The organism is Microcoleus sp. LAD1_D5 (assembly GCF_036702115.1).
GTDB lineage: Bacteria > Cyanobacteriota > Cyanobacteriia > Cyanobacteriales > Microcoleaceae > Microcoleus.
The window spans coordinates 1-23,308 of record NZ_JAUBSA010000062.1 but is presented as its reverse complement, the minus strand read 5'-3'; the positions used below and the strand labels follow the sequence as shown (position 1 = coordinate 23,308).

General features: G+C 43.3%; 18 protein-coding genes and 1 riboswitch. Of the genes, 13 read left to right on the top strand and 5 right to left on the bottom strand.

The genetic code is table 11. From position 1 onward, the window contains the following. Window positions 1–51 precede the first annotated feature (51 nt). The gene (locus QUA70_RS21830) at window positions 52–1,017 is read left to right on the top strand and encodes a glycosyltransferase family 2 protein (protein WP_333349791.1); all 966 of its coding nucleotides are present in this window, start codon (window positions 52–54) and stop codon (window positions 1,015–1,017) included. 112 nt (window positions 1,018–1,129) lie between these two features. On the opposite strand, the gene QUA70_RS21825 is transcribed toward QUA70_RS21830, so the two are convergent. Further along, complete coding sequence (locus QUA70_RS21825) at window positions 1,130–2,239, bottom strand: glycosyltransferase family 4 protein (RefSeq protein WP_333349793.1); 1,110 nt, start codon at window positions 2,237–2,239, stop codon at window positions 1,130–1,132. Window positions 2,240–2,644: 405 nt separating this feature from the next. Here QUA70_RS21825 and QUA70_RS21820 point away from each other — a divergent pair, with 405 nt between their 5' ends. Further along, on the top strand, window positions 2,645–3,244 hold the full coding sequence (locus QUA70_RS21820) for a glutathione S-transferase family protein (protein ID WP_333349795.1): 600 nt from the start codon (window positions 2,645–2,647) through the stop codon (window positions 3,242–3,244). A 17-nt stretch (window positions 3,245–3,261) separates the two neighbouring features. Here the strand turns inward: QUA70_RS21820 and QUA70_RS21815 are convergent, their stop codons facing one another. Further along, window positions 3,262–6,726, bottom strand: a complete 3,465-nt coding sequence (locus QUA70_RS21815; RefSeq protein ID WP_333349796.1) for a tetratricopeptide repeat protein — start codon at window positions 6,724–6,726, stop codon at window positions 3,262–3,264. Next, the gene (locus QUA70_RS21810) at window positions 6,719–7,747 is read right to left on the bottom strand and encodes a caspase family protein (RefSeq protein ID WP_333349798.1); all 1,029 of its coding nucleotides are present in this window, start codon (window positions 7,745–7,747) and stop codon (window positions 6,719–6,721) included. Before QUA70_RS21810 ends, QUA70_RS21815 begins: the two co-directional genes overlap by 8 nt. A gap of 775 nt (window positions 7,748–8,522) precedes the next feature. Here QUA70_RS21810 and QUA70_RS21805 point away from each other — a divergent pair. The 11 genes from QUA70_RS21805 to QUA70_RS21755 all read left to right on the top strand — a co-directional run bounded on the left by QUA70_RS21805 (window position 8,523) and on the right by QUA70_RS21755 (window position 20,716). After that, on the top strand, window positions 8,523–8,699 hold the full coding sequence (locus QUA70_RS21805) for a DUF3122 domain-containing protein (protein ID WP_333349800.1): 177 nt from the start codon (window positions 8,523–8,525) through the stop codon (window positions 8,697–8,699). Between the two features lie 107 nt (window positions 8,700–8,806). Next, entirely contained in the window at window positions 8,807–9,610 is an 804-nt protein-coding gene (locus tag QUA70_RS21800) for an HAD-IC family P-type ATPase (protein WP_333349802.1), read from the top strand. A 47-nt stretch (window positions 9,611–9,657) separates the two neighbouring features. Continuing rightward, window positions 9,658–9,960, top strand: coding sequence for a hypothetical protein (locus QUA70_RS21795; RefSeq protein WP_333334929.1), 303 nt, complete (start codon window positions 9,658–9,660; stop codon window positions 9,958–9,960). 475 nt (window positions 9,961–10,435) lie between these two features. After that, window positions 10,436–10,714 (top strand): hypothetical protein, encoded by a 279-nt coding sequence (locus QUA70_RS21790; protein ID WP_333349804.1) that lies wholly within the window; start codon window positions 10,436–10,438, stop codon window positions 10,712–10,714. A gap of 1,063 nt (window positions 10,715–11,777) precedes the next feature. Then, window positions 11,778–12,932, top strand: a complete 1,155-nt coding sequence (locus QUA70_RS21785; RefSeq protein WP_333349805.1) for a baeRF7 domain-containing protein — start codon at window positions 11,778–11,780, stop codon at window positions 12,930–12,932. Between the two features lie 327 nt (window positions 12,933–13,259). Next, window positions 13,260–14,321: an AI-2E family transporter gene (locus tag QUA70_RS21780; protein WP_333349807.1), complete on the top strand. Its 1,062-nt coding sequence runs from the start codon at window positions 13,260–13,262 to the stop codon at window positions 14,319–14,321. A gap of 66 nt (window positions 14,322–14,387) precedes the next feature. Continuing rightward, the gene (locus QUA70_RS21775; protein WP_333334912.1) at window positions 14,388–15,197 is read left to right on the top strand and encodes a glucose 1-dehydrogenase; all 810 of its coding nucleotides are present in this window, start codon (window positions 14,388–14,390) and stop codon (window positions 15,195–15,197) included. A gap of 637 nt (window positions 15,198–15,834) precedes the next feature. Further along, window positions 15,835–16,788, top strand: a complete 954-nt coding sequence (locus tag QUA70_RS21770; protein ID WP_333349809.1) for a polyphosphate kinase 2 family protein — start codon at window positions 15,835–15,837, stop codon at window positions 16,786–16,788. Between the two features lie 116 nt (window positions 16,789–16,904). After that, window positions 16,905–17,207, top strand: coding sequence for a hypothetical protein (locus tag QUA70_RS21765; protein ID WP_333349811.1), 303 nt, complete (start codon window positions 16,905–16,907; stop codon window positions 17,205–17,207). Window positions 17,208–17,907: 700 nt separating this feature from the next. Then, window positions 17,908–19,020, top strand: a complete 1,113-nt coding sequence (locus QUA70_RS21760; RefSeq protein WP_333349813.1) for a mechanosensitive ion channel domain-containing protein — start codon at window positions 17,908–17,910, stop codon at window positions 19,018–19,020. Beyond that, window positions 18,995–20,716, top strand: coding sequence for a mechanosensitive ion channel domain-containing protein (locus QUA70_RS21755; protein ID WP_333334901.1), 1,722 nt, complete (start codon window positions 18,995–18,997; stop codon window positions 20,714–20,716). The genes QUA70_RS21760 and QUA70_RS21755 overlap by 26 nt, the downstream gene beginning before the upstream one ends. Before the next feature lie 68 nt (window positions 20,717–20,784). Here the strand turns inward: QUA70_RS21755 and QUA70_RS21750 are convergent, their stop codons facing one another. Both QUA70_RS21750 and QUA70_RS21745 read right to left on the bottom strand, forming a co-directional pair. Continuing rightward, window positions 20,785–21,024: a hypothetical protein gene (locus tag QUA70_RS21750; protein ID WP_333410673.1), complete on the bottom strand. Its 240-nt coding sequence runs from the start codon at window positions 21,022–21,024 to the stop codon at window positions 20,785–20,787. A 176-nt stretch (window positions 21,025–21,200) separates the two neighbouring features. Next, window positions 21,201–22,826 (bottom strand): cation:proton antiporter, encoded by a 1,626-nt coding sequence (locus QUA70_RS21745; RefSeq protein ID WP_333349817.1) that lies wholly within the window; start codon window positions 22,824–22,826, stop codon window positions 21,201–21,203. A gap of 91 nt (window positions 22,827–22,917) precedes the next feature. After that, a riboswitch (Fluoride riboswitch) is annotated at window positions 22,918–23,006 on the bottom strand. Between the last annotated feature and the right edge of the window lie 302 nt (window positions 23,007–23,308).

The window sequence follows — 23,308 nt, the reverse complement described above, 5'->3', positions numbered from 1 at the left end:
AGAAAGTTTTGATTTAACGGTGGAAAAGCCAATTTTTAAACAGAAACTGCAATGAACGATACACCTAAGTATTCTTTGGTAATTCCTATCTATAACGAAGAAGAAAATGTCGCTGAATTGTATCGGCGAATTAGTGCGGTGATGGATCGAATGGACGGCCCAGTAGAATTAATTTTAATCAATGATGGCAGTCGCGATCGCTCTCTCGAACTTTTGCGAGAATTGCACGAAAAAGACTCGCGAATTTGTTACCTCAGTTTGGCCCGCAATTTCGGTCATCAAATAGCTGTAACTGCTGGTTTAAATTTTTCTAGAGGTCAAGTTGTAGTTATCATGGACGGCGATTTGCAAGACCCACCAGAGCTAATTATAGATATGGTAGAACAGTGGCAGCAGGGCTATCAAGTTGTTTACGCTCAGCGCACTCAACGCCGTCAAGAAGGTTGGTTTAAGCGGTTGCCAGCTTATATGTATTATCGCATTTTGCGGAATCTTGCTGATGTTGATATTCCCATAGATACGGGAGATTTTTGTTTAATGGATCGCTGTGTAGTGGAGGTACTCAACGCAATGCCTGAACGCAACCGCTACATTCGGGGACTGCGGGCTTGGATTGGTTTTAAACAAACTGCGGTTAAGTTTGAACGTGATCCACGCTTTGCAGGCGAGGTTAAGTATACCTTCAGAAAATCTTTGAGTTTAGCGATGAATGGTTTAGTATCTTTTTCAAAAGTTCCCCTCCGACTTTCGATTTATTTGGGGTTATTTGCTGCATTTATATCGGTGTTAATGGCTTTTTTGATTTTGTATTGGCGGCTTTTTTATCCAAATTCTGCCTTAACTGGTTTGACAATTGTCATGATGGCGGTTTTCTTTTTGGGTGCGGTACAGTTGGTGAGTATTGGGATTTTGGGCCAGTATATAGGGCGGATTTACGAGGAGGTAAAGGGCCGCCCGCTTTATACGCTGGCAGAAGTGGCTGGTTTCGATCCATTTCGTCAAAAAAATGGTAAATAAGCAGGACTTTTTTACTATCTTGACGGCTTAAAGATAGCGGTTGTATGGTGCTCTGGTGAATCACCTGAATCCTGAACCACATTCAAAATGCGGGTTGTTGATTCATTATTTGCTACTTAATTTCAGCGGAGATAAACTCCTGATGCCATTGTTGAGCGACTCTATCCCAGCCAAATGAATCTTTAAGAGTTAATGCTTCCTTTCTTAAAGATTCTTGTTTTTCAGGATTTTTTAGCAAGTCAATCACTGCTGCAATAAAAGCATTATTAGTTTCCTCATCGCCAGCAGGTCCCTTAATTCTGATACCTGATTTTACAGTGTCATCTAAACCTGCATAAGTTGTCACCACGGGAACACAACCAGCGGCTTGTGCTTTCCAAGCACTAATACAGAAAATCTCCGCAGCAGTATGACAAGGATAAACCCAGATGCCTGATTTGAATAATTCTTCAACTAACTCTTTGTGTCCAATCCTGCCATGTTCATAGACATTTTCCTGCGCGAAAAGTTGTAAAAGTTTTTGCTTTTTATCTGGTAAGTATGGAAATTTCTCAAGATAAGGTGAATTAATTAAGGCATCAATTCCTTGCCACCCATAAAAAATATGTAATTCAACATCGGGCACTTCTTTGAGAACTTGATCCCATTGAGTCAGTAAATTTTCAATACCTCTTGCATAATCACTAATCGAAATTAGCCTTTTGGGATTTCTAGCAATTCCTGTTAAATTGAAATCTTCGAGATTAATCCCATTGGTTGTTAAAAAAATCTTGTCTTCAGGAATCCAGTCTGGCAGCAGAGATTTATGAAAACTTGACAACATAAAAAGTTTATCAAAACTTGCCAGAAATTCTAAACGCTGAGACTCTTCTACAGGAGGAAATAATTGCGGGTTATCGTGCATCCACACCGCAGTTTTTCGGGCTTTCACTTTCATACGCATAGGTTGTATCCAAACACGATGAAAGATTATGACATTAAAGTTATCTTGGGCATTGAATTTATCAACTGACTGATAAGCTACTCCTTTATATTCCCCTTCCATATCACCGCAGCGATTAAAAACAGTAACCTGGTAGCCTAATTTCACTAATTCTTGACTTAAGTAAATGATCGCTTCTTCACTTCCGCCAATACCTTTATTTACAGATAGAGGAGACCAATCTTCTAGATGAAATGGAAAATTGGAATAAATTACAATTGAGTTATTGTCCCAGTTCATATTATTGAAGTTTCACAAAAAAATGACATTAATATCGTATAATAAAATTATATGTTTGTCAAATAAGTCCCAAAAATTACCTATTGAGGCTCTCAACCTACACAGGCGGCAACAATATTATAAAAAGTTCCCCATAGGCGATTTTGGAGAGTCTCCATTGAAGCGTAAATCAACGGTTTTCCTGTCAACCAAAGTCCGCCTGCCCGGGCTAATATTTATGAGTTGTAGCTACCCAGGATTTGGTATTACACATATTACTTCTGAACCTAGCAATGCTGACATTAACCGCCGATCATGCTACGAATTATAATTCGTGAAATTCTATCTGTCTGTCTGTCTCTCTCTCTCTCTCTTTCTTAAGTCTGCGTCCTCTATGTTCTCTAGGGCATATTAAACAAAATACTTATGTTTAAACTTTACGAATATTCGCTTTCTGGGAATTGTTATAAAGTTCGCTTGCTTTTAACTCAACTTAATATTCCCTTCGATCGCACAGAAATTGATATTCTCCAAGGAAAAAGCCGTACACCTGAATTTTTGGTCAAAAATCCCAATGGCCGCATTCCGGTGTTAGAAATCGCACCGGGTAAATTTCTGTTTGAATCGAATGCAATTATGTTTTACTTGAGCGAAGAAACTGAGTTTTTCCCCACGGATAAATTTGAACGCGCTCAAGTTATGCAGTGGTTGTTTTTTGAACAGTACAGCCACGAACCTTTTATTGCTACTTCTCGTTTTTGGTATTTGACAGGGAAAGCACAAGAATATCAGGAAGCACTCCAACAAAAACAAGCACCGGGTTATGCTGCTTTGGGGGTGATGGAACAGCATTTAGCAGAAAATGAGTTTTTTGCGGGCGATCGCTATACAATTGCTGACATCGGTTTATTTGCTTACACTCACGTTGCTGACGAAGGTGGATTTGATTTAACCAAATTTCCAGCTATTCAAACTTGGATCGATCGCGTAAAAAGTCAACCTCGATATATAAAAATTACACAATGAAATTAAAATGAGGCTAATTACATCAAAGCTCGAAATCGTTCATCATCTCGGATACTGTCAAAATCTGGGTTGTGTTTTGCTTCGTTTCGGCTTCGACGAGGTGCAATATCAATCGCTTTCTGTAGATTATCGATAGCCTGTCCAATATCACCTTGTAGTGCGTAGCAGCAGGCTTTACCGTAATAGCCACTCTCATGCTTAGGATCTTGCTTAATCGCTTGTTCACAATCAGCAAGGGCTTCGGTGTATCGACCAGCCCTAGCCAAAATAATGCCACGATTAGCCCTGTGTAATACTTCTTTAGGCTCTAAGTTAATTGCTTCATCAATGGCTGTAATAGCTTGTTCAAAATTATTGAGAAGACTTAATGCTAGTGCTTGAGTGTTCAGTGCTTGATGATTCTTAGAATCAATCTTAAAAACTCGCTCGCAAGTAGTAAGGACTTCCTCATATCGCTCTAGATGAAGGAGAGCAGCCCCTCGATTTACCCAATTTTTAACAGATTTAGGATCAAGGTCTAGGGCTTTTTTATAACTTTCGAGCGCTTCCTCATATCGCTCTAGATTATAGAGTGAAGCCCCTTGATTTACCCAAGCATCAACAGATTTAGTATCGAGGTCTAGCGCTTTTTGGAAACTTTCGAGCGCTTCCTCATATCTCTCTAGATTATTGAGTGTCTTCCCTCGATTTAGCAAAGCATCAACAGATTTAGGAGCGAGGTATAGCGCTTTTTGCAAACTTTCGAGCGCTTCCTCATATCTCTCTAGATTAAGTAGTACAGCTCCTCGATTTACCCAAGCATCAACAGATTCAGGAGCGAGGTATAGCGCTTTTTGATAACTTTCCAGCGCTTCCTCATATCTCTCTAGATTAAAGAGTGTATTCCCTCGATTTACCCAAGCATCAACAGATTCAGTATCGAGGTCTAGCGCTTTTTGGAAACTTTCCAGCGCTTCCTCATATCTCTCTAGAGTGCGTAGTGCAGCCCCTCGATGTACCCAAGCATCAACAGATTTAGGAGCGAGGTCTAGCGCTTTTAGCACACTTTCCAGCGCTTCCTCATATCGCTTTAGATGAAGGAGAGCCTTCCCTCGATTTACCCAAGCATTAACATATTCAGGAGCGAGGTCAATTGCTTTTTGACAACTTTCCAGCGCTTCCTCATATCGCTCTAGATGGTCTAGAGCAACACCATGCCCAAAAAAAGTGGATGCATTACCTTGGTCTAACTCCAGTCCTTTCTGATAGCAATCCAGTGCATCCTTGTAACGTTCTGCACTTACCAGTAAGTCACCAATAATTGAAAAAAGAGTATGCTTCAGATTCGGATGGCAGTGAGTTAATTTTTCACACTGGATTTTCGCTTGCAACAGTAAATCTGTGCTTTCTCTGAATGTATTGCAACGTAAAGACTTATAGATCAGTCCTGCACACTTGCCTAGACTATCCTTGAGATCGCCAACAGATCCCAACAGGGATTGAATAGATACCTTAATTTGTTTGGCAAATTCCTCAATTGCTTGTTCTGAAGGAGGATTCTCACCTTCAAATTTAATCTTGTATTTTGTTGGCGGTGTATATATAAAATTCCAGCCAAAGCTGAGAGCTCTTCCCGAATCTTTAAAAAATTTGTCTGTCGCTTTGGGAAGCAGATTCAGGTTCTCTTCACTTATCTCTGCACAAATGAAAGCAAAGGGAGCCATAAATACATCTGGTACTTGCAGATAAATTGCGGTAAAGACCTGTTCAATATATTTTTGGAGTCCTTCCTTCCCGTTGCCAAAAAGATTGTAATAGAGACACTCTGCTATCAGTTCTCGCCACTCCTCATCCTGATACTGATCGGGTAAAAACATTTCAGGAGTAACAAGTTCATCCGCTTGTTTTTGGAAGTAATTGGCTAGTAAAGCATGAGTTTTGCGAAACTGAGTTTGATCCTCCTGAAAATAAAACTGCCGAAAGACATCCCGCGCCACATCATCTAAGCGGTAGTGCCCTTTGGTAAACTCAACAAAATCTAAGTCTTTCAACCATTCAAAGTAACCCTCTGCATTATCGGCATCTTGTTGTAAGTCTAAGTCAACGCTTCCAAGCAAATACCAAATCATCGCCCGATCGAACCATCGACAACAAGCTACCACATACAAAACTTTCCGAGGCCGGGGATCTATCCCCTGCAAAAGTAATTCAGCGATCGCTTGGTTTCCTTTGGAAAAATCAGGTTCTTCACCTTGCTCTCGTTGCTTCCGTACCCAATCTAGATAATAGGGTAATCCCTGTGTTGCTTTGTAGATTTTGGCGCATATACCGCCATTTTCAATGCCAATTTGCTTGAGATATTCCTCTGTATCCTTCCTGCTAAACTTCTTAAGTGGCACCTCAAGGAGCAACTTCCGATCCTGGTTGAGCTTGCGCCAACCCTCATCTGCTTGCAGCGATCGCCGCCCTACAACCACGAGCCTTACTGGTGCAGAAGACAACGCAGTATCTTCGACCAAATACTGCCATAGCCATTGATTCAGGTAAGACTGTGCTTTTTCATAGGTATCCAAAATCAGCACGAGCGATCGTCCTCTGCTTTGGGCAAATTGCATCAGACTTTCAGCAAATGCCTGCGTCAGTTTGGAAACTGGCTGTAACATAAGAGCCTGTAGCTCAGGCTGGTCTTTGGTCGCAGGGTGATTCCGCACTCGCTGCTGGATCGATTCTTGCAAGCTGTCTGCATCCTCTGGGCTCGCCGCTAATGCAGAAAAACCTACCCCTGGAAAATTAAAAGATGTTGGCTTACTTGAGGTGGATGTCAAACCTATTAGGTTTAGCCAGATGAAGCGTTGAAACCAGCTTGTAATCTTCTTTGCTTCTTCGCTGCTAGTTGTTTCACCATCAATTGACTGATGACTCAACTTGTATAGAGTTAACTCAAACTGCTCCTCCTTTTGTTTGAATGAATCAGCGCTCGTTTCACCTCCAAAACGCTCAACAGCCTGCTCATGTACCTTTCGCATCAATTTTAGGGGAGTTTCGATATCAGGCGTTTTCGCAAAACAAATCTCCAGAAAATCAACTTTGCCTGCATGAGCATCCTTTAACCGCCCCAGTAACGTTGTTTTACCAACTCCGCCAGTTCCGCAAATATTGAATAGCAAGGGTTGTCCCTCAGATTCGTTGAGTGCTAAGTCAAAGCGTTCTAACAGCCTTTTCGCCTCATTTCGTTCAATGTAATGGCTATCTGGCACTCGCGATCGCATCGCAGATTGACGATTCATCTCGGACTGAGCTGACTGCTGAGTCTTTTTCTTGGCTAATTGTGCCGCTTCTAATCGTGCCTTCAGGTTATCAACTTCTTGGCGTTTGTCCTTCAGTTCGATATTTAGATGTGACGGAATTGTCAGGCTGGTGTAGCCCGCTGCCTTTTTCTCTAAGTCTGCAAGCACCGTTTGGGCAATAGCCAGTGTTTGTTCCAAAGCAGCGCAATCATCCATTGACTTTCCCATCTCTCAATCTTGCTTCCAATTCTGCCACCTCTCGCCGTTTTTCCTCTAGGTCAATCCGCAGATGACCAGGCATTTGCAGCCTTTCATAGCCAGCAGCCTTTTCTTCTAGAATAGCCAGCGATCGCTTCGCCATCGCCAAGGCAGGGGTCATCACCTCTTGAGTTGTCATCACCCTAGGCAACTCTGGACTCTGGCTTTGGCTGGGTAGTCCCTTGCCACCGCGCAACAGTGCCACTGGGAAATCCTCCGTCGCTGCATTACAAAACGGGGTTTGTTCTCGGTGACAGAGGTTACGGGCACTCTCTGGAACCGTTTTTCCCAAGTGAGTCATGACGTTGAAAATTGTGACGAGGCGATCGCCCGGTTGATTTACCGCTCCCTTCAGCGCCTCAATCAGATGATACGTATAGAGACTGAGGCCATCTGGACGCACGTAAGAAGATTGATGTCCTCGTGATGAGGTGAACACTGCCCGACCTTCCCCCTGCTTCAGGGCATCATTCACCCCTTTCGAGAACTCTGTACGCAAAAAGTCTGCTGGCCGATCGTTCTTAGCACTAGCCATCCCCTCCGCATAACAACTATCAATGATTACCCAGAGACGTTTAGCCTTGATATTGCGTAACTTCTCCTTCAATGTTTCCGCTAAAAGGGCTGTTTGTAGAATGGCTTGCTCATTAAAATCATGTTGGACTAAGTAGTAAGCATTACTGGCCTCGTGAAACCCACCATGCCCAGAATAGTAAATGACGATCGTGGCCTCTGGGTCTGCATCTGCACATCCTTTTAACCAGTCCAGATCCTCCAAAATGGCACTGTGATTCGCACCCTCGTCCTTTAACAACCGGACACGATCGGGGGTATTGGGATATGCACAAAAATTTGCGTCAGTCAGCACATCTTTGAGCGCTTGAGCATCCGTGACTGTTTCTGGAAGCGAATAGCCTGCGTCAGCAGTATTACCAACACCAATCAACAGCGCGTAACCGTGGGTAAATAGATCGGACATCTAAAAAAAACTCCAGCAAAAAATAACAATCCCTCAATCCGGGTTAATAATATATAGTTACTAAACCCAGAATAAACTAAAAAACACAATCAAGCTACCTCAAAAATAAATTATAGAGGTAACCTGTTACTTTCAGGGCTTACTCGTTATCGCTACATTTGGCCAATTTTCGCTCGCATCGCACTATCTGCAAATTTCAAAAATTACAAATTATAGGCACTAATTACGTAAAATAGTCTACAGTTTGACAAATATTTACACACCATATCGGTGGCTTTAGCCAACAAGCCGCGCCGCGTTCCTACTTTGATAGTGCGCCGATTTTCTCCCTGCATTAACTGACCGGATTCAGTAGTAAAAACCAGCGTTTTTTCTTCTCTTTAGATGGTAAAAATGTTTTCCTACTGCCCAAAAATCTCTCCTTTCCCATAAACAGATTCAGCGACAAAGCCATTGGCAAAGCGCAACTGTGCGTTGCACAAACAAGCTTTGTATAAATCCGCCTGAGTGTCCCAAAATATGGCATCTGCCGCCTATTGAAGGAAAATCTCTAGCACCGGAGCAAAAATTAGAATCAAGATAATCGGACTCTTGAACTGATTAAGCAACAGTATCAATGCGCTCGATTAACAGCACTTTCCGATGCTATGAGGTACAATTAAGAATTACGGCTTTCTGGGCGTAGTTGGATTTAGCTTGACACTGCCGGCAACCAGAGCGGCTGCGATCGATTTAGACCCGCTGTTTGTAGGTTTAGGACGCGGAGTTTGCTACTGTGACGAAAATCGAAGAATATCCAACGCAAAGGCTCTATCCATCCCGGAAAAACCTGCGAGATCACAACGGAAATTCCTGGCAGGCGATCGCCTTTAAGCGTATTCATCCCGATCGTAGTGCGATTGTTTCTACTTTTGGGAGTTTACCGAGCGATGGAGTGCTTCAGCAGACATAATCTAAATCTGAGAGAGGTTTCGCCTGAAAAACCCTCCCAAAGACACTTTTAAATTATCCCTAACCGAGGTTAATGTAAGGCGGTTAAATTTATTTAAGCATCTGAGCATGACATCTTCTACTATTGACAATCTCACTGAACAGCAATGGCATAAGCAATCTGTTGCCGATGCTCAGAAATATCTGAGGACAGATTTAGAAGCGGGATTGTCAGAAGCAGAGGTGTCTGAACGTCAGAAACTTTATGGTTTCAATGAAATCAAAGGGAAAGCAGGGAAAAGCCCCATCATCCGTTTCCTGATGGAATTCAACCAACCCTTGATTTATATTTTGTTAGTTGCTGGCATCGTCACCCTGCTACTAAAGGACTGGGTGGATGCCGGGGTGATTCTGGGCGTGATGTTGATTAACGCCGTGATTGGCTTTATCCAAGAATCGAAAGCCGAAAATGCGATCGCCGCCCTAGCCAAATCTGTCACCACTGAAGCCACCATGATTCGAGATGGGCAAAAGGTTCGGCTCAACTCCCGCGAACTGGTTCCTGGCGATCTGCTATTACTGGCATCCGGTGACAAAGTGCCTGCTGACGTGCGGTTAGTTAATGTGCGTGACTTGCAGGTGAGTGAATCTGCATTGACAGGGGAATCGGTTCCCGTCCAGAAAGCAACCGAACCCCTAGCCGCTGAAACGGTTTTAGCCGATCGCAGCAACATGGCCTATGCCGGAAGCTTGGTGACATTTGGGCAGGCAAAAGGAATTGTGGTAGCCATCGCCAACCAAACTGAAACTGGGCGAATTTCGCAACTGATGGATGAAAGCACTGGGCTGGAAACACCACTTACTCGCAAGATTGAGCAATTTAGTAAAAGTCTGCTGTACGTCATTCTAGGGTTGTCACCCGAATTGGAGTAGCTGGAAGTTAGGCGTTTTAGCACGAACTTCCTAATGGTAATGGGGGGATTAATGACTATGGGACTGCCCTGTGGTGGACGGCAATGTTGATGAGTACGATCAGCTCTGATTACTTTGCGAAAACAGCGTCCGGGCGGGTGCTTGGTTTTTTACTGTCGTTGTGTGCGATCGCCGTATGCGGTTATTTGACAGCAACGCTGGCTACATTTTTTGTGAGTCAGGATGCTGAGAGCGATCGAGCAGAAATAGTGGCTACACAATCAATTCAAGCTGTGGAAACAGAAATTACTGCACTGCCAACAGAGGTTCAAGCCTGCTTCACCAAAAGGTTTAGACCTGTGAATTGCTGACCTTTGATGTGAGCATGAGGTCGATCAATCTCGATGCGATACTAGAGAAACGATGATGTCTGTCCAATTATAGATAACCTTTTACTCTAAACTATTCCAACCGATAGATGATATTTAAAATTTTGACTTTTACCATAAAACTACCGTCTAGCAATTCAAATAAAAAACCTTTAAAAGGATGGCTAAAACAAGCTGAATAGATTCAGGATAGGGAATCAAAAAAAACTTGATCTAGGATAAATTTCACATTTAACTGTTCAATAATGTTGACAGTTTTTTTATGACCCAATGGCTAATTTTCTAGGACTTTGAGCCACTGTGGATAATTAAATCAATGTCATCTCCACTCCTGACTTGCATTTAATTCGAGTTTTTTATGATCCTTTCCCTCTAAAGCTTGTAGTATCGTTCCCAAAAAGGCCCCCAGTATTGAATGTTAACCGGGTTCTATTTATTACATTGACACGAGAAACTCATGGAAAACACATTTATCGATCGCACCTTCCGGGACAGCGAAGGCAAAATTGTTATAGCTCAGATGCCCAATCTACCACTGAGTGTCGGAATTGTAGCTACTTTATTAACGCTCATTATTACAACAGGTCAAATTAATTTAGGGTTGCAGCTAGTAGCCTTTGGCTCTTTGTTTACTTGGGCTTGGCAAGAATTATTTCAAGGCGTTAATTACTTTCGTAGAGCATTAGGTCTGATTGGGCTTGTTGGTATAATTGCGGGCACTTCAATAATTAGATAAGCATAAATCAAATCCATAAGGTATATAGCACTTCTCAGTAAAATGAGGTAGAGTGGGTAATTGGTAATTGCTAATCGCTCGTCTGCATCCCTCACTTTTTTGATAAGCGCTATATATTTTTTTATTCTGTAGGTTGGGTTGAGGGACGAAACCCAACCTACTAATAAAGAATTTTGCGGAAGTATTGGAAGCATCCAAAAGACCACAAAAGGAAACTCGTAATTGGTAATTCAATTCGTAATTCATAACTCGTAATTCGTAACTCGTAGGCAGTGGTGCAAGCACCATGATGGGAATGCAGACAGTGAGAATCGAAAAATTTGGACAAACCTATGCTGAAAGGCTGATTTTAATTGGGCGATCGCTTGCTATAGGTTAAGCCTGTAACTATCTACCTTTTAGTAGGCTACTTCGGTGACGGAAACCTCGATGATAGTGATAGAGCGATTTGTGGAGCTAGGGTTGATTAAACCGAGCGGCAGGATGCTGTAGGCAGGAAAAATGGCGCTAATCGTACCACTCCCATAAGACAGCTATTAGAAGAGGATAGACACATGAAAGTTGAGATCAACACTGATACCAACATCCAATACCAACATCGAATACCAACATCGAAGGCAACTAGGCGCTGGCTCAACACGTCGAAGCCATAATCAAAGACACCTTAGATCGCTTCAGTCAGCATATTACACGGGTGGAAGTCCACCTTAGCGATGAGAACAGCAACGAGAAGTTTGGTGCTAATGATAAACGCTGTTTGATCGAAGTCCGTCTCGCTAACCATCAGCCAATCGCAGTCAGCGATCAGGGCTAAATATTGGAGCAGTCCATCAGCGGTGCTGCCGAGAAAATGAAAAAGTTGCTAGACGCTACTCTCGGAAAGTTGCGCGCTCGCTAAGTGACGAACCTTGACCACATCTCTGAGGCCAATTCTGAGCGTCAGGGAGGTTTCTCTCCGAAATTTCTCAGGACAAATCAGAAAACAGCAAATGTCCCAGAAATGACATTCAGCCTGTCCTACCGCTGATAAAAGCTTGAAAGAAAAATTGAACAGAGGTACACAATGAATTTATTAGCCATGGATGAATTAACAACTTTAGCCGCACAATCAAACTCAACCTGTATTTCGATCTACACGCCAATGGAGCGTTTAGGAGCCGAAACCCAACAAAATCCAATTCGGTTCAAGAATCGGCTGCGGCAAGCCGAAGAACAATTGCTGGCGATGGGAATGAGTGAACAGGATGCCAAAGAGTTGCTGCAACCGGTTCACGAGCTAGATACCTATGAATTCTGGCAGCATCAAAGCGATGGACTAGCAATTCTGCTATCTCCCAATCAGTTCCGCTACTACTGCTTGCCGATCGCATTCCCAGAATTAACCGTAGTCACCGAGCGCTTTCATCTCAAACCATTGCTGCAACTTTTGTCGGGAGATGGGCAGTTTTATATTCTGGCACTAAGCCAAAATCAAGTTCGATTGTTTCAGGGAACTCGTTATCGCGTCAATGAGGTTGAGTTGACTGATGTACCCACCAGCATCGCAGAAGCATTGCAGTATGACGATCCAGAAAAAAGCCTGCAGTTTCATACGGCCAGCTCACAAGGCCGCAGTGGTGGCGATGGTTCTGCCATATTTCATGGACAGGGAGGCGGTAACGATGACCAAAAAGATCGACTGCTGCGTTACTTCCGCCAAGTTAGCAAGGGGCTAGAATCCTTCTTAAAAAACGAGCAAGCGCCGCTAATTTTGGCAGGGGTTGATTATCTCTTGCCAATTTATCAGCAGGCAAACACCTACGCTCACGTACTGCCCGAAGGCATCACAGGCAATCCAGAAATGTTGAAACCGGAGGAACTGCATACTCCGGCGTGGCAGATTGTACAGCCTTATTTTGAGCAAGCAAAAGAAGCAACGATCGCCCGCTACCAGGAACTACAAGCCACCGAAAAAACTGCTAGCACGATCGAACAGGTTGTGCCTGCTGCCTATTTCCAGCGCGTTGAATCGTTGTTTGTTCCCGTGGGTGAGCAAGTTTGGGGGGTGTTCGATCCGGAGGCGAATTCGGTTCAGATTCACGCTCAACATCAGGCAGGGGACGAAGATTTGCTGGATTTAGCAGCACTGCATACCCTGACCAATGGTGGTAATGTTTACGCCGTAGAGCCGGGAAATGTTCCTCAAGACAAGGCAATCGCCGCCGTTTTTCGCTACTGATGTCATACCCTCTGGTTGTTGCAAACACTGTCTTTAATGCGGGCTGGCGATCGGCAGCCGTGACAGATTCTGTTGCTACAACGGTTGATGCTCACGCTTGGGCGCGAACCCCTTTCCCATCGCTAGCTTCTCCCACCATACAATCAGCAGAAAGCCTTTTTTGCGGATGTCCTTGTGTCATGACCATCGCTCTTTGGGCCCGGAGAACTGTCTCTGAGAAAAACTCCCCCTACAGGCTCTACAATTCTTATCTTTAGGTAGAGGACATGGGTGTTTATTTCAGTTAATACTGCGGAGGAGGAACGGTGCAGAGGTTGACAGGCTGTAATGGACAATCCAAAAATTAACACCAATCGGATGTGGGAACACCTGAACAATGCTCAACTCATTCGCTACCTGCTACTCTTTGCACTTGGCTGGGCGATCGTGCAGGTGTTGGCATATTTTGAAACGGTTCTGATTGTTTTTATTTTTGCAGCCATTCTCGCCTTTGTACTGAACTACCCAGTCAAATTTGTATCTCGTTTCATCCCTCGTTGGGTAGCGGTAGTGCTGGTGTTTTTACTTGCCTTGTTGATTCTAGGTGGGTTAATGGCAACGCTAGGATTAGCTATCATTTCCCAAGCACAGCAGTTATTGGAACAGGCTCCTCAATTTTTAGACTCAGCGATCGCACAGTTGGAAACACTCCAATCGTTTCTGCAAAAGCGCAATATTACGGTCGATTTCAGCACCTTTGAGACACAACTGCGCGAACAAGCCCTCGGCATCATTGGCAGGGGTTTTTCCACAATGCAAAATGTGTTATTCAACTTGCTAGATGTGATTGTGATTGCGGTGGTTGGCTTCTTTATGCTGCTAGATGGTAGACGACTATGGAATCTGATCGTCAGGCTCTTTCCACCCGGCTTACGGGATGATTTGACCAGGGCAATCCAAAAGAATTTTATGGGTTTCTTTTGGGGTCGGTTGCTGTTATCAATCTTCTTCGGCATCTCTACCTTTCTGGTGTTTATTTTGCTGGATATTCCCTATGCACTGGTCATGGCGGCAGTCGCAGGCGCATTTGACCTGATTCCCGGTATTGGCGCCACGATTGGGATTAGCCTCATCTGCCTGATTATTCTGCCTCAAGGAATTCTGCTGAGTTTGAAAGTTTTAGTGGGTTGCATTGTCTTACAGCAGGTTGAAGAAAACTTACTCATGCCCCGTATTATGCAAGACTCCATTAATATAAATCCAGTCATTATGTTCTTTGCGCTATTAGTGGGGGCGCGAGTCGCTGGATTAGTCGGAGTTTTTCTGTCAATCCCGATCGCGGGCGTGGTGATCGGCCTCCTGGATATTGATGAAATGCGTGGGGAAAAGACAGAACAACCTTCTGGTTGATGTTGAAGCTAGTTGGCTTGAGGTTTCGGTTAAGATATTTTGTTTTAATTCTCTGGGAGAGCAATTATGAAAGGTTTAAAGGGAAAAAACGCACTAATTACTGGAGCGAGTTCAGGCATTGGGCAGGCGATCGCCATTCGTCTCGCTCAAGAAGGTTGCAACATTGCCGTTAACTATCGCAAAAGCCTAGAAGAGGCAGAAGATACTGAAGAAATGGCGATGCAAAAAGCCTGTGGGCAAGCAGCAGAATGCGGGGTTGAAACCCTGCTGATTCAAGGTGATGTTTCTAAAGAAGAGGACATCGTGCAAATGGTGAATCAGGTTGTGGAGCAGTTCGGTCATCTCGATATCCTGATTAATAACGCTGGGATTCAAACAGAAAGCGCCTCACATGAAGTGCCAACGGATGAATTCGATCGCGTGATAGCGGTGAATTTGCGAGGTGCATATCTCTGTGCGCGGGAAACCATTAAGCACCTATTGAGTGAGCAACGCCCTGGGGTGATTATCAATGTTTCCAGTGTGCATGAAATCATTCCTCGCCCGATGTATATCAGCTATTCCATCAGCAAAGGTGGTATGGGGAATTTAACGAAAACCCTAGCGTTGGAATACGCAAACCGAGGCATCCGCGTCAATGCTATTGCCCCCGGTGCAACGATTACACCGATTAATGAAAGCTGGACGGACGATCCAGAACAAAAGGCAGTAGTGGAAAGCCATATCCCAATGGGACGGGCAGGCACATCGGAGGAAATGGCAGCATCTGTTGCCTTTCTCGTATCAGATGAAGCGGCTTACATTACGGGACAAACGCTCTATATTGATGGTGGATTGACCCTCTATGCTGACTTTCGCGAATCTTGGTCTGCCTAAATTAACTTGGAGAAACTATTTGGAGGAAATAGGCGATCGCTGTCATTTTACCTAAAAAAGGATTTGTTTGGGCGATCGCTTTCTTTACTCACCGGACACTAGGCTAAACCGCACTAAGGTGTCATGCAGATATGATTGAACGTGGCAGCCAGGAAGCCATTGCGGAGGAGTTAGACGGCCAAGATTTCAAGTAGTGGTATCTTGTAAGCTCTCACATGAGAAGAATTAAAGCAGGTATTCTACTTCATAAACTTGGAATACGTTGTAGCTGGTTTGGGTTTGCGGTTGTTATTAAGTGTGCAACACGACCCAATTAAAGCAATGTTGTCAAGTCCAGTTCGTTGGCATGATTAATATCAAATCCGGTAGCGTCGTCGGGCGTAAAATCGAGTCAACAGTCAACCATCACGGACGGTGCAACCGGAATTTATATAATTCATCTGCGTTAATCTGTGTTTATCGGCCTGTATCTACGGTTTTAAAAAGAGAATTTCTCGGGCTGCAGATGACAAGGCATTGACGCTGATTCACGCAGAGGTCGAGAATAGAGATATAAATAATTGCGATGCTAACAGATTGATTTGATATAAGCCCGTCAGAACAAGTCTATTTACCTTGACCTTGGAGAGTTAAAAGTATGACCGATAAACATAGCCAAAATGATACATCATTAAATCCATTTCCGCTCCAAAATCTTGACGAGTTGATTCGTCCTTTTATAGTTCCACCAAAGCAGCAAATTATTGTGCCATCAGAGCGAGTAATTTCTCTCACAAAAGACTATGACCCAGCTTACAAAGCCAATCATCTAAAGAAATCGAAAGCTAAAAGTCAATTAAAGGAAGGTATTAAAGCTTTAGCAGAATATCAAGATATTCTGTATGCTCAAAAAACCCATGCTGTACTAATCATTTTTCAAGCAATGGATGCGGCGGGTAAAGACAGTACGATTAAACACGTAATGTCGGGAATCAATCCCCAAGGATGTCAAGTGCATAGCTTCAAAGCGCCCTCGACAGAAGAGTTAAATCATGACTATTTATGGCGTTGTTCCAAAGCCCTACCAGAACGAGGACGGATTGGAATTTTCAATCGCTCTTATTATGAAGAAATCTTGGTAACACGAGTTCATCCAGAAATCCTAGAGCAGCGACCAATTCCACCTAGTTTAATCGACAAGAATATTTGGGAGCGGCGCTTTGAAGAAATTAACAACTTCGAGAAGCAATTAGTCAATAACGGGACGATCATCCTCAAGTTTTTTCTCAATGTGTCTAAGGAAGAGCAGCGAAAACGTTTTTTAGAACGGATCAATCGTCCTGAAAAAAACTGGAAATTTTCTGTTGATGATGCTAAAGATCGTACTTTTTGGGATGAGTACATGGCGGTCTATGAAGATATGTTTAATCACACCAGTACGGACTATGCTCCTTGGTACATTATCCCAGCCGATCGCAAATGGTTCACTCGTCTTGTAGTAGCTGGCATCATTTACACTAAGTTGAAGGAACTGAACCTTGAGTATCCCAGTGTCAGCGAAGAAAAGCGTCAAGAACTTTTGCAAGCAAAGCTAATTCTTGAGAGCGAGTAATTAAGGTAACGATGAAATCAGGTTAGCCATAATCTATCACTTTAGAATGATTAAAGCAGGTAAATTTAGACGAAAAGAATGATATAAACAGCTCTTTTATCAATCCATAACTTTTTGTGAATCACTCTACAATTCAAGGCTCGGCTTTTGTAAATGAGCAAAAATCCGCTTTTAGGAGATCTAGCCTTAACCGTCTATTATTTTTACCTGTTACTTTAGTATTAGGAATTTGCCAGGAAATCTCTACTTCCGTTGCTGGTGGATTGGATGACGGTGCAGAAATTACCTACAGCCGAAAGCCCAATTATATTAACATTAAGCAGGTTTTTTGGGCGGTTAGCGAGGGCGAGAGCAAGATTTACTCTAGTGCTGGCGATCGCCCAATAAGAGGCACTTTGCTGCTCGTTTGCGTGCGTTGATTTGGGTACGCGATCGCATGATACACAAGTTGCAGTATAAATTACCAAGGAGTCTCAATGCACATTAGTTCGCAAAACCATCGCCACCTATGAGGAACTAAAAGATATGAGCGCGAAGTTGGGTTGAGAAGAATTATCGCAAGGCGATGTAAAGTTGTATTCCGATCGCGTCCTTGAGAAAGTTTTCTCACACAACCTTTCTTTACAACGGCCCAGTTTACGGATTTGACAGGTAAAATAGTATAATTACAAGATACCTTAGAAGGATGCGATCGCATCCTCAATGAGGAGTTTTCGGATACACCCAAAAAATCCCTCTACACGATCGGCTCAATTGACGAAGCCGTAAAAGCAGAAAAGATCCGCTTTAAAAAGGGGGAAGAATTAATTTTCCTTTTTAATGGGGACTCTGGGGGGATATAAATTCCGAAACCTGGAAAAAAAATCATGATTTCTATGCAATCAGAAACGCCGTCAGAAATTCAGCTTAAAGTTGTCTTCCCCACCAAAATCCTCATCAAAACAACTGCGCTCAAAGTAATTGCGGAAGCAGAAAATGGAAGATAGTCGCATTTTACATTGGCTGGGTTGTTGCCTTTTGGGTATTTGTGTAAGGGCTAACAATGCACCCAATGCTACAAGCATGGCGCGAGATTCCGACTTTGAGCCCAACCCGAAACTTGAATAATTAAACTTTGCTATGACAGAAACAATTAATCCGCTTTATCAAGCCTCTGAACTGGCTTTAAATAATGGCGATAGCTTAGGCCAAATAAGCTCTATTTTGGTAGCAGGAGTGCTGACTGCATTAGCTGGAATTGCGCTATTTTCAATCTTAAACTTACCGTTAAGTTGGTTCGCTCCACAATTATTAAGCCAAACTTATATTCGTGTAGTGGTGGCCTCAAAAAACATAGTTGTGGTGTTACTAACTCTCTCAGCAATGGAAGTTATGTTACTTCTAATCCATCAAAGTAAATCGCTTAGTTTAATCGAGTTTTGCCTGAGTGTTGGCATCACTATACTTAGCGGCTGGATGCTGTCAAGACTATTTAGAGAATTTTTTAACACCACAATTTTAGGAGTAACTTTTGAGTCAAACCCCAAAGTTAAAGGCGAGTCAATCTTCTTAATTCGGTATTTTGGAGATTTTGCGATCGCTGTAACGTTAATTTTAGTTTTTTGTATTAGCCATAACATCAACGTTGTCGGCATAGTTGCCAGTTTGGGGATTGGAGGTATTGCCATTGCCTTTGCCGCTCAAAAGACTTTAGAGCAATTTTTGGGGGGGATTGTCTTAACCCTCGATCGTCCGTTTACTGTGGGTGACTATATCGGCTTATCGGATGGGCCTACGGGTAAGCAAGGTACTTTTGGTAGAGTAGAAAGTATCGGCTTAAGATCAACCAAAATTCGCACTTCTGGTAAAGGCACGCTCACAATTATTCCGAATAATGCGCTTACCCAAGCTACCATTGAAAATTTTTCAGGTGCAAAGAAAGTCATGTCTGTAATGGTACTTGAGTTTCTTAAATCAATTTCTGCCGATGAGCAAGCATTAATCCGCCAAATTGTGATGGACTGTACTATGGATATTTTTGGTTTAGATTGGCGTAGTACAGAGGTTTCTTTTAGTGAAAATCAGGCTCAAGTTTCCTTTTTTATTCTGGGTTCTAATGAGTTATCGATGGAACTAAGACGACAATTGCTGGATTTGGCCACCCAAAAAATTACCAAGCAACTTCAAAAACATGATATTTCTTTTATCCTTAACCAACCAACGATTTATGTGGATGCGCCAATTTCTATCTAAACAAGTAATTAGGCGAGCAATTAAACTGACTAGCTTATTTTTAGTGGGTTGTTTGTTGGTGTTTACTCCCATGAGTTTTGCTCAAAATCCTGCTCAAAATTTTAGTCAGGGTTTGGTTAATGGCAGTGCTCCGGTGGTTGTTGATGGGATTCCCCTTTTTAATTTGCAAGCTTTGGAGCGATTTACAGCAAAGGAGCGCACCCAATTTGCTAATAATATTCTCAAGGAGGCGATCGCTACTGATCAACCCATAACTTTTGATGTGCGGAATGATGATAGTACCAGCGCTACTTCTATTTCCTTAAATAATAACTACCTTCTCACCGTTACAGCCAATGATGTTCTGCCAGGGTTTTCGCGAACTCAACAAGCTAATCAATGGCGGGCTATTCTAGAAACCGCGATCGCCAAAGCTAAAAAAGAACGCACTCCCCAATATCTTTGGCAGAGAAGTCTATGGATTTTGAGCGTAATCGCAGCGCTGATCGTAGTGCGGCTTTTTTTGGGACTAGCAACCCGAATATTTAAGTTTAAAACGGGAATTTTCAGCAAGATTTTTTTTATTTTTAGCTGGGGTGCGATCGCCATAGTCAGTTCCGACTGGTTTCCCATCTTACGCAGTATACGCTATCAGTTTATTTCCCCATTCTCTCAGCCCCAGTGGCTACTATTTTTTGGAGCAGTAGGAGGTTCTTTTGTATTTAGCCACTACGCTACAGATTTAGTAAAATTAGCGCTTAAAAAACTAGCTCCCCCCGCTCTAGAAACTATTTATATAGAAATTGTTCAACCGAGCGATCGCCTTTTGGAATTTGCAGTTCTCAGTATTTGTCTCAGTGGGTCTGTGAGCTTATTAGAACCATTAGTACCAGTCGTTTATAATCTCCTAAAGCCGATTATAAATCTATTCTTAATTGGCAGCTTATATTGGTTATCAGTAAAACTAAGTAGCCGCTACCTGCGTACCTACGGATTCAAGTTGGGCGGCAAATTTAGCCCTAGTAGTGATGATGCCATTCTAGTGTTTGAGACCATTATTCATATCTTGATTTTTATTGCAGCTTTAGTTGCCTTTGCCAGCAGCCTCAACTTTGACTTGATTGGATTGGTGGCAAGTTTGGGGTTGGTGGGTTTAGCCGTCGCCTTTGCTGCTCAAAAAATTCTCGAACAACTGATTGCGACTTTAGTTTTATATCTTGATCGTCCTTTTGTTACTGGTGACTACATCCGCTTACCAGGTGGAGAATTAGGGAAAGTAGAAAGTATTGGTTTGCGATCAACCAAAATCCGTTCCCTTGGCACTGGCACAATTATTGTGATGCCCAATTCCATCCTTGTAAGTGTAGAAATTGAAAACGTTACTCTTGCCAAAAAAATCATGGTGTTATTTTATATGGACTTTGCTAGTGTTTTAGGGGAACGAGAATATGCCCTAGTGCAACAAGTGATTATGGAAAAAACCGCTTACCTTTCAGGGATTGATACTAACAGCACAAATATCTCTCAGGCTGATGGAACAGGAAAAAGATTAAGGGTTAGTTTTGCAATTTTAGGTTCTCAAGATAATGCGATTGAAGTGCGTAAACGTCTACTAGAGTTGGCAAGGGCTAAAATTTCCAAATCGCTCTCGATCCATGGGATTGTCTTTACGATGGAAGACCCTACAGTTTATGTGCAGTCCCCGATTACAATCTGATTATTGTTTTGGAGTGTTCAACTTAAAGCAATTGTTTGGAGGGGTGGTCACTCTCAAGAAATCCCCAATTACGAAGTAGTTCCTAGCGGCGTTTCAAATAAATCCTGAGCATCATACACTTGCTGACTCAATTGCTGAAAATCTTGCTCACAGAGTTTCAATGGCTCGATCGCTGAAACGTAACCAGACGCATCAAACAGAGCGCGATCGCGGATTTTAGGCAACCACGTGATATCATTTCCGGTTACACCGGAATGATGTTGACTTTTGACGGTTGACTGTTGACGCCGTGAACAGTGAACAGTCAACGCCGTGAACAGTGAACTTGAATTTACTATTGCGATGCTAACGGATTTGATATGAGTTGGGGCAATGCGAGAAACTGCTCAAATTGATGAAGATGTTTCATCCAAAACGCTCCTTTTTTATAAATTTGGACTAACTACAATAGGTAAGTTAAGTAAATCCTTCTTGCTGCTTGCTTCTACTTATGACGACATTCCACTAGAATGACAGGAATAGGACTGGTTTCTAAGACGGCTTGAGAAACCGAACCTACTAGCACTTCTTCCCAAGGTTGATGCCCTCGTTTCCCGATCACAATATCTGTTACTTGCCGAGCTTGCGCCACGCGGACAATCTCTTCTGGCACTGTACCAGAAAGACTCAGGAACTCATAGCGAATATCTGATAAGAGTCGTTGTGCTTGTTCTTGTAATTGGGCGATCGCCTTTTTATCTCCCAGATTATCCACATACAAAACAATCACATTCCCGTCACTGCGCCGAGCTAAGTCTGCGGTTTTAGTTAAAACATCTGTTGTTAATGGGGAAGTGTCTACTGCGGCGAGAAAAACTGGACGACCGGAAATAGCTACTTTGGTGGGGTCAACTTCGCCTTTTTCTAATAGTTTGGGAGCAAAGGTAGGAATTGCCCAAGCACCCAAGGGAGCCGTTACTAAAATTGAGAGGGCTGCGATCGCCAAAATCGTCTCGCCACCAGCAATGCCCTGAGCTAGGGGAATTGCCCCAATTGCCGCCTGCACCGTTGCCTTAGCGGAATTTCCTGCTAGCAGAAACAGCCGTTCTTTCCCAGTCCAATTACTACCCAAGCTGGAAAGATACCAACCGAGCGATCGCCCAATCAGAGTCCCGATCGCCAACACCAGCAAACCAACCAGCATGGTATTGCCCAATACATTAAGTTGAATACTGGCTCCCAGCAGTACAAACAAAATAATTTCGGCGATCGTCCACAAACTGTCAAAGCCACCCCGCAGCCTTCGTGCTAAAGGCGCATCCAACTCAATCAGGAAAAACCCCGTCGCCATGACAGCCAAATAGCCAGAGAAAACCGGAATATGTTCGGCTGATACTACCAGCCCTAGGGCAAAGCCAGCAGCGACTAGGGAGTCCTGAACCGCAGTTTGAGTCCAGTTTTGCTTGACTAATAGTGACACCAAAATTCGAGCAGTCACCCATCCCAAAAGCACCCCCAAGGTAATTTGGATGAAGATTTGAAATGGCAGCAATTGCAGAGGGCTGAGGGTGATTCCTCCCAGTAAGGTAATGGCTGTAGCTTTCTCTTGGGACAGAAACGCTAGCAGTAGGCTAAACACGAGCAACAGCAATACATCTGACAAGGCACTTCCCGTCAGAATCGCATCGGGAATTCCTTTTTTTACTCCCCAACCTAGACTTTTTAACCGCAGCATTCCGGGAACAATCACTGCTGGAGATTCCGCGCCAATGATGCAGCCTAGCAGTAGCCCCGTCAAAAAATCAAACTGAAGTAGCCACATCGCAGCGACAGCAATGGCGATGGCCTCGCAAGCCGCAGGCAGAAAGCCTAATCGCAGCGCCACGGTTCCCTGTTGGGATAGCTTTTCGCGATCGAGTCCTAACCCCGCCTTCATCAAAATCACCATCACGGCAATGGTGCGAAGGGAATTCGCTGCGCCCAAAACCTCTGGGCTAATGACATTCCCCAGTTGCGGGCCTAATAAAATGCCCACCAGCACCATACCTACGAGTGCTGGAGCTTTCAGCCGTCGAGCAATCTGCCCGACAAAAAAGCCCATTAATAAAATCCAGATAATACTTTCTAACATCACGCCACCTTGAAGCTGAATGGATGAACGTGACTTGTAGGGGAAAGATCGATCGAGGCATCCGCACCATCCTACCCTTCCGCCACAAGTCGGAACAGTAGGAGCCATCAGCCTTTTAAACGTTATGAAGATTATTAATAACGAAGGGCGGTTTCGGCGAGCTCCATCGCCATCATTACTTTTATACCACTATTGAAGCTCATCTTCCATTTCCATGCCCCTTCCCTAACGCTATTTAAGGGAGAATTTTTCCAGTATAATTTCATTGATTCTCCAATATTGATGAATTTAGGGTGCTCTGGGTTGCACCTAACCCATATTACTTCTGAACGTAGCCATGCTGCTCTTACCCCCAAATCCTACAATAATAACTTGTGAACTTCTCTTTATTTGTTTTTTTCTTTCTTCAATACTCCGGACAGTTTTTAAGCAGCCAAAGTACCATAAGACAAGACTGAAGAAAGATTAGGATGGTTTAAAAT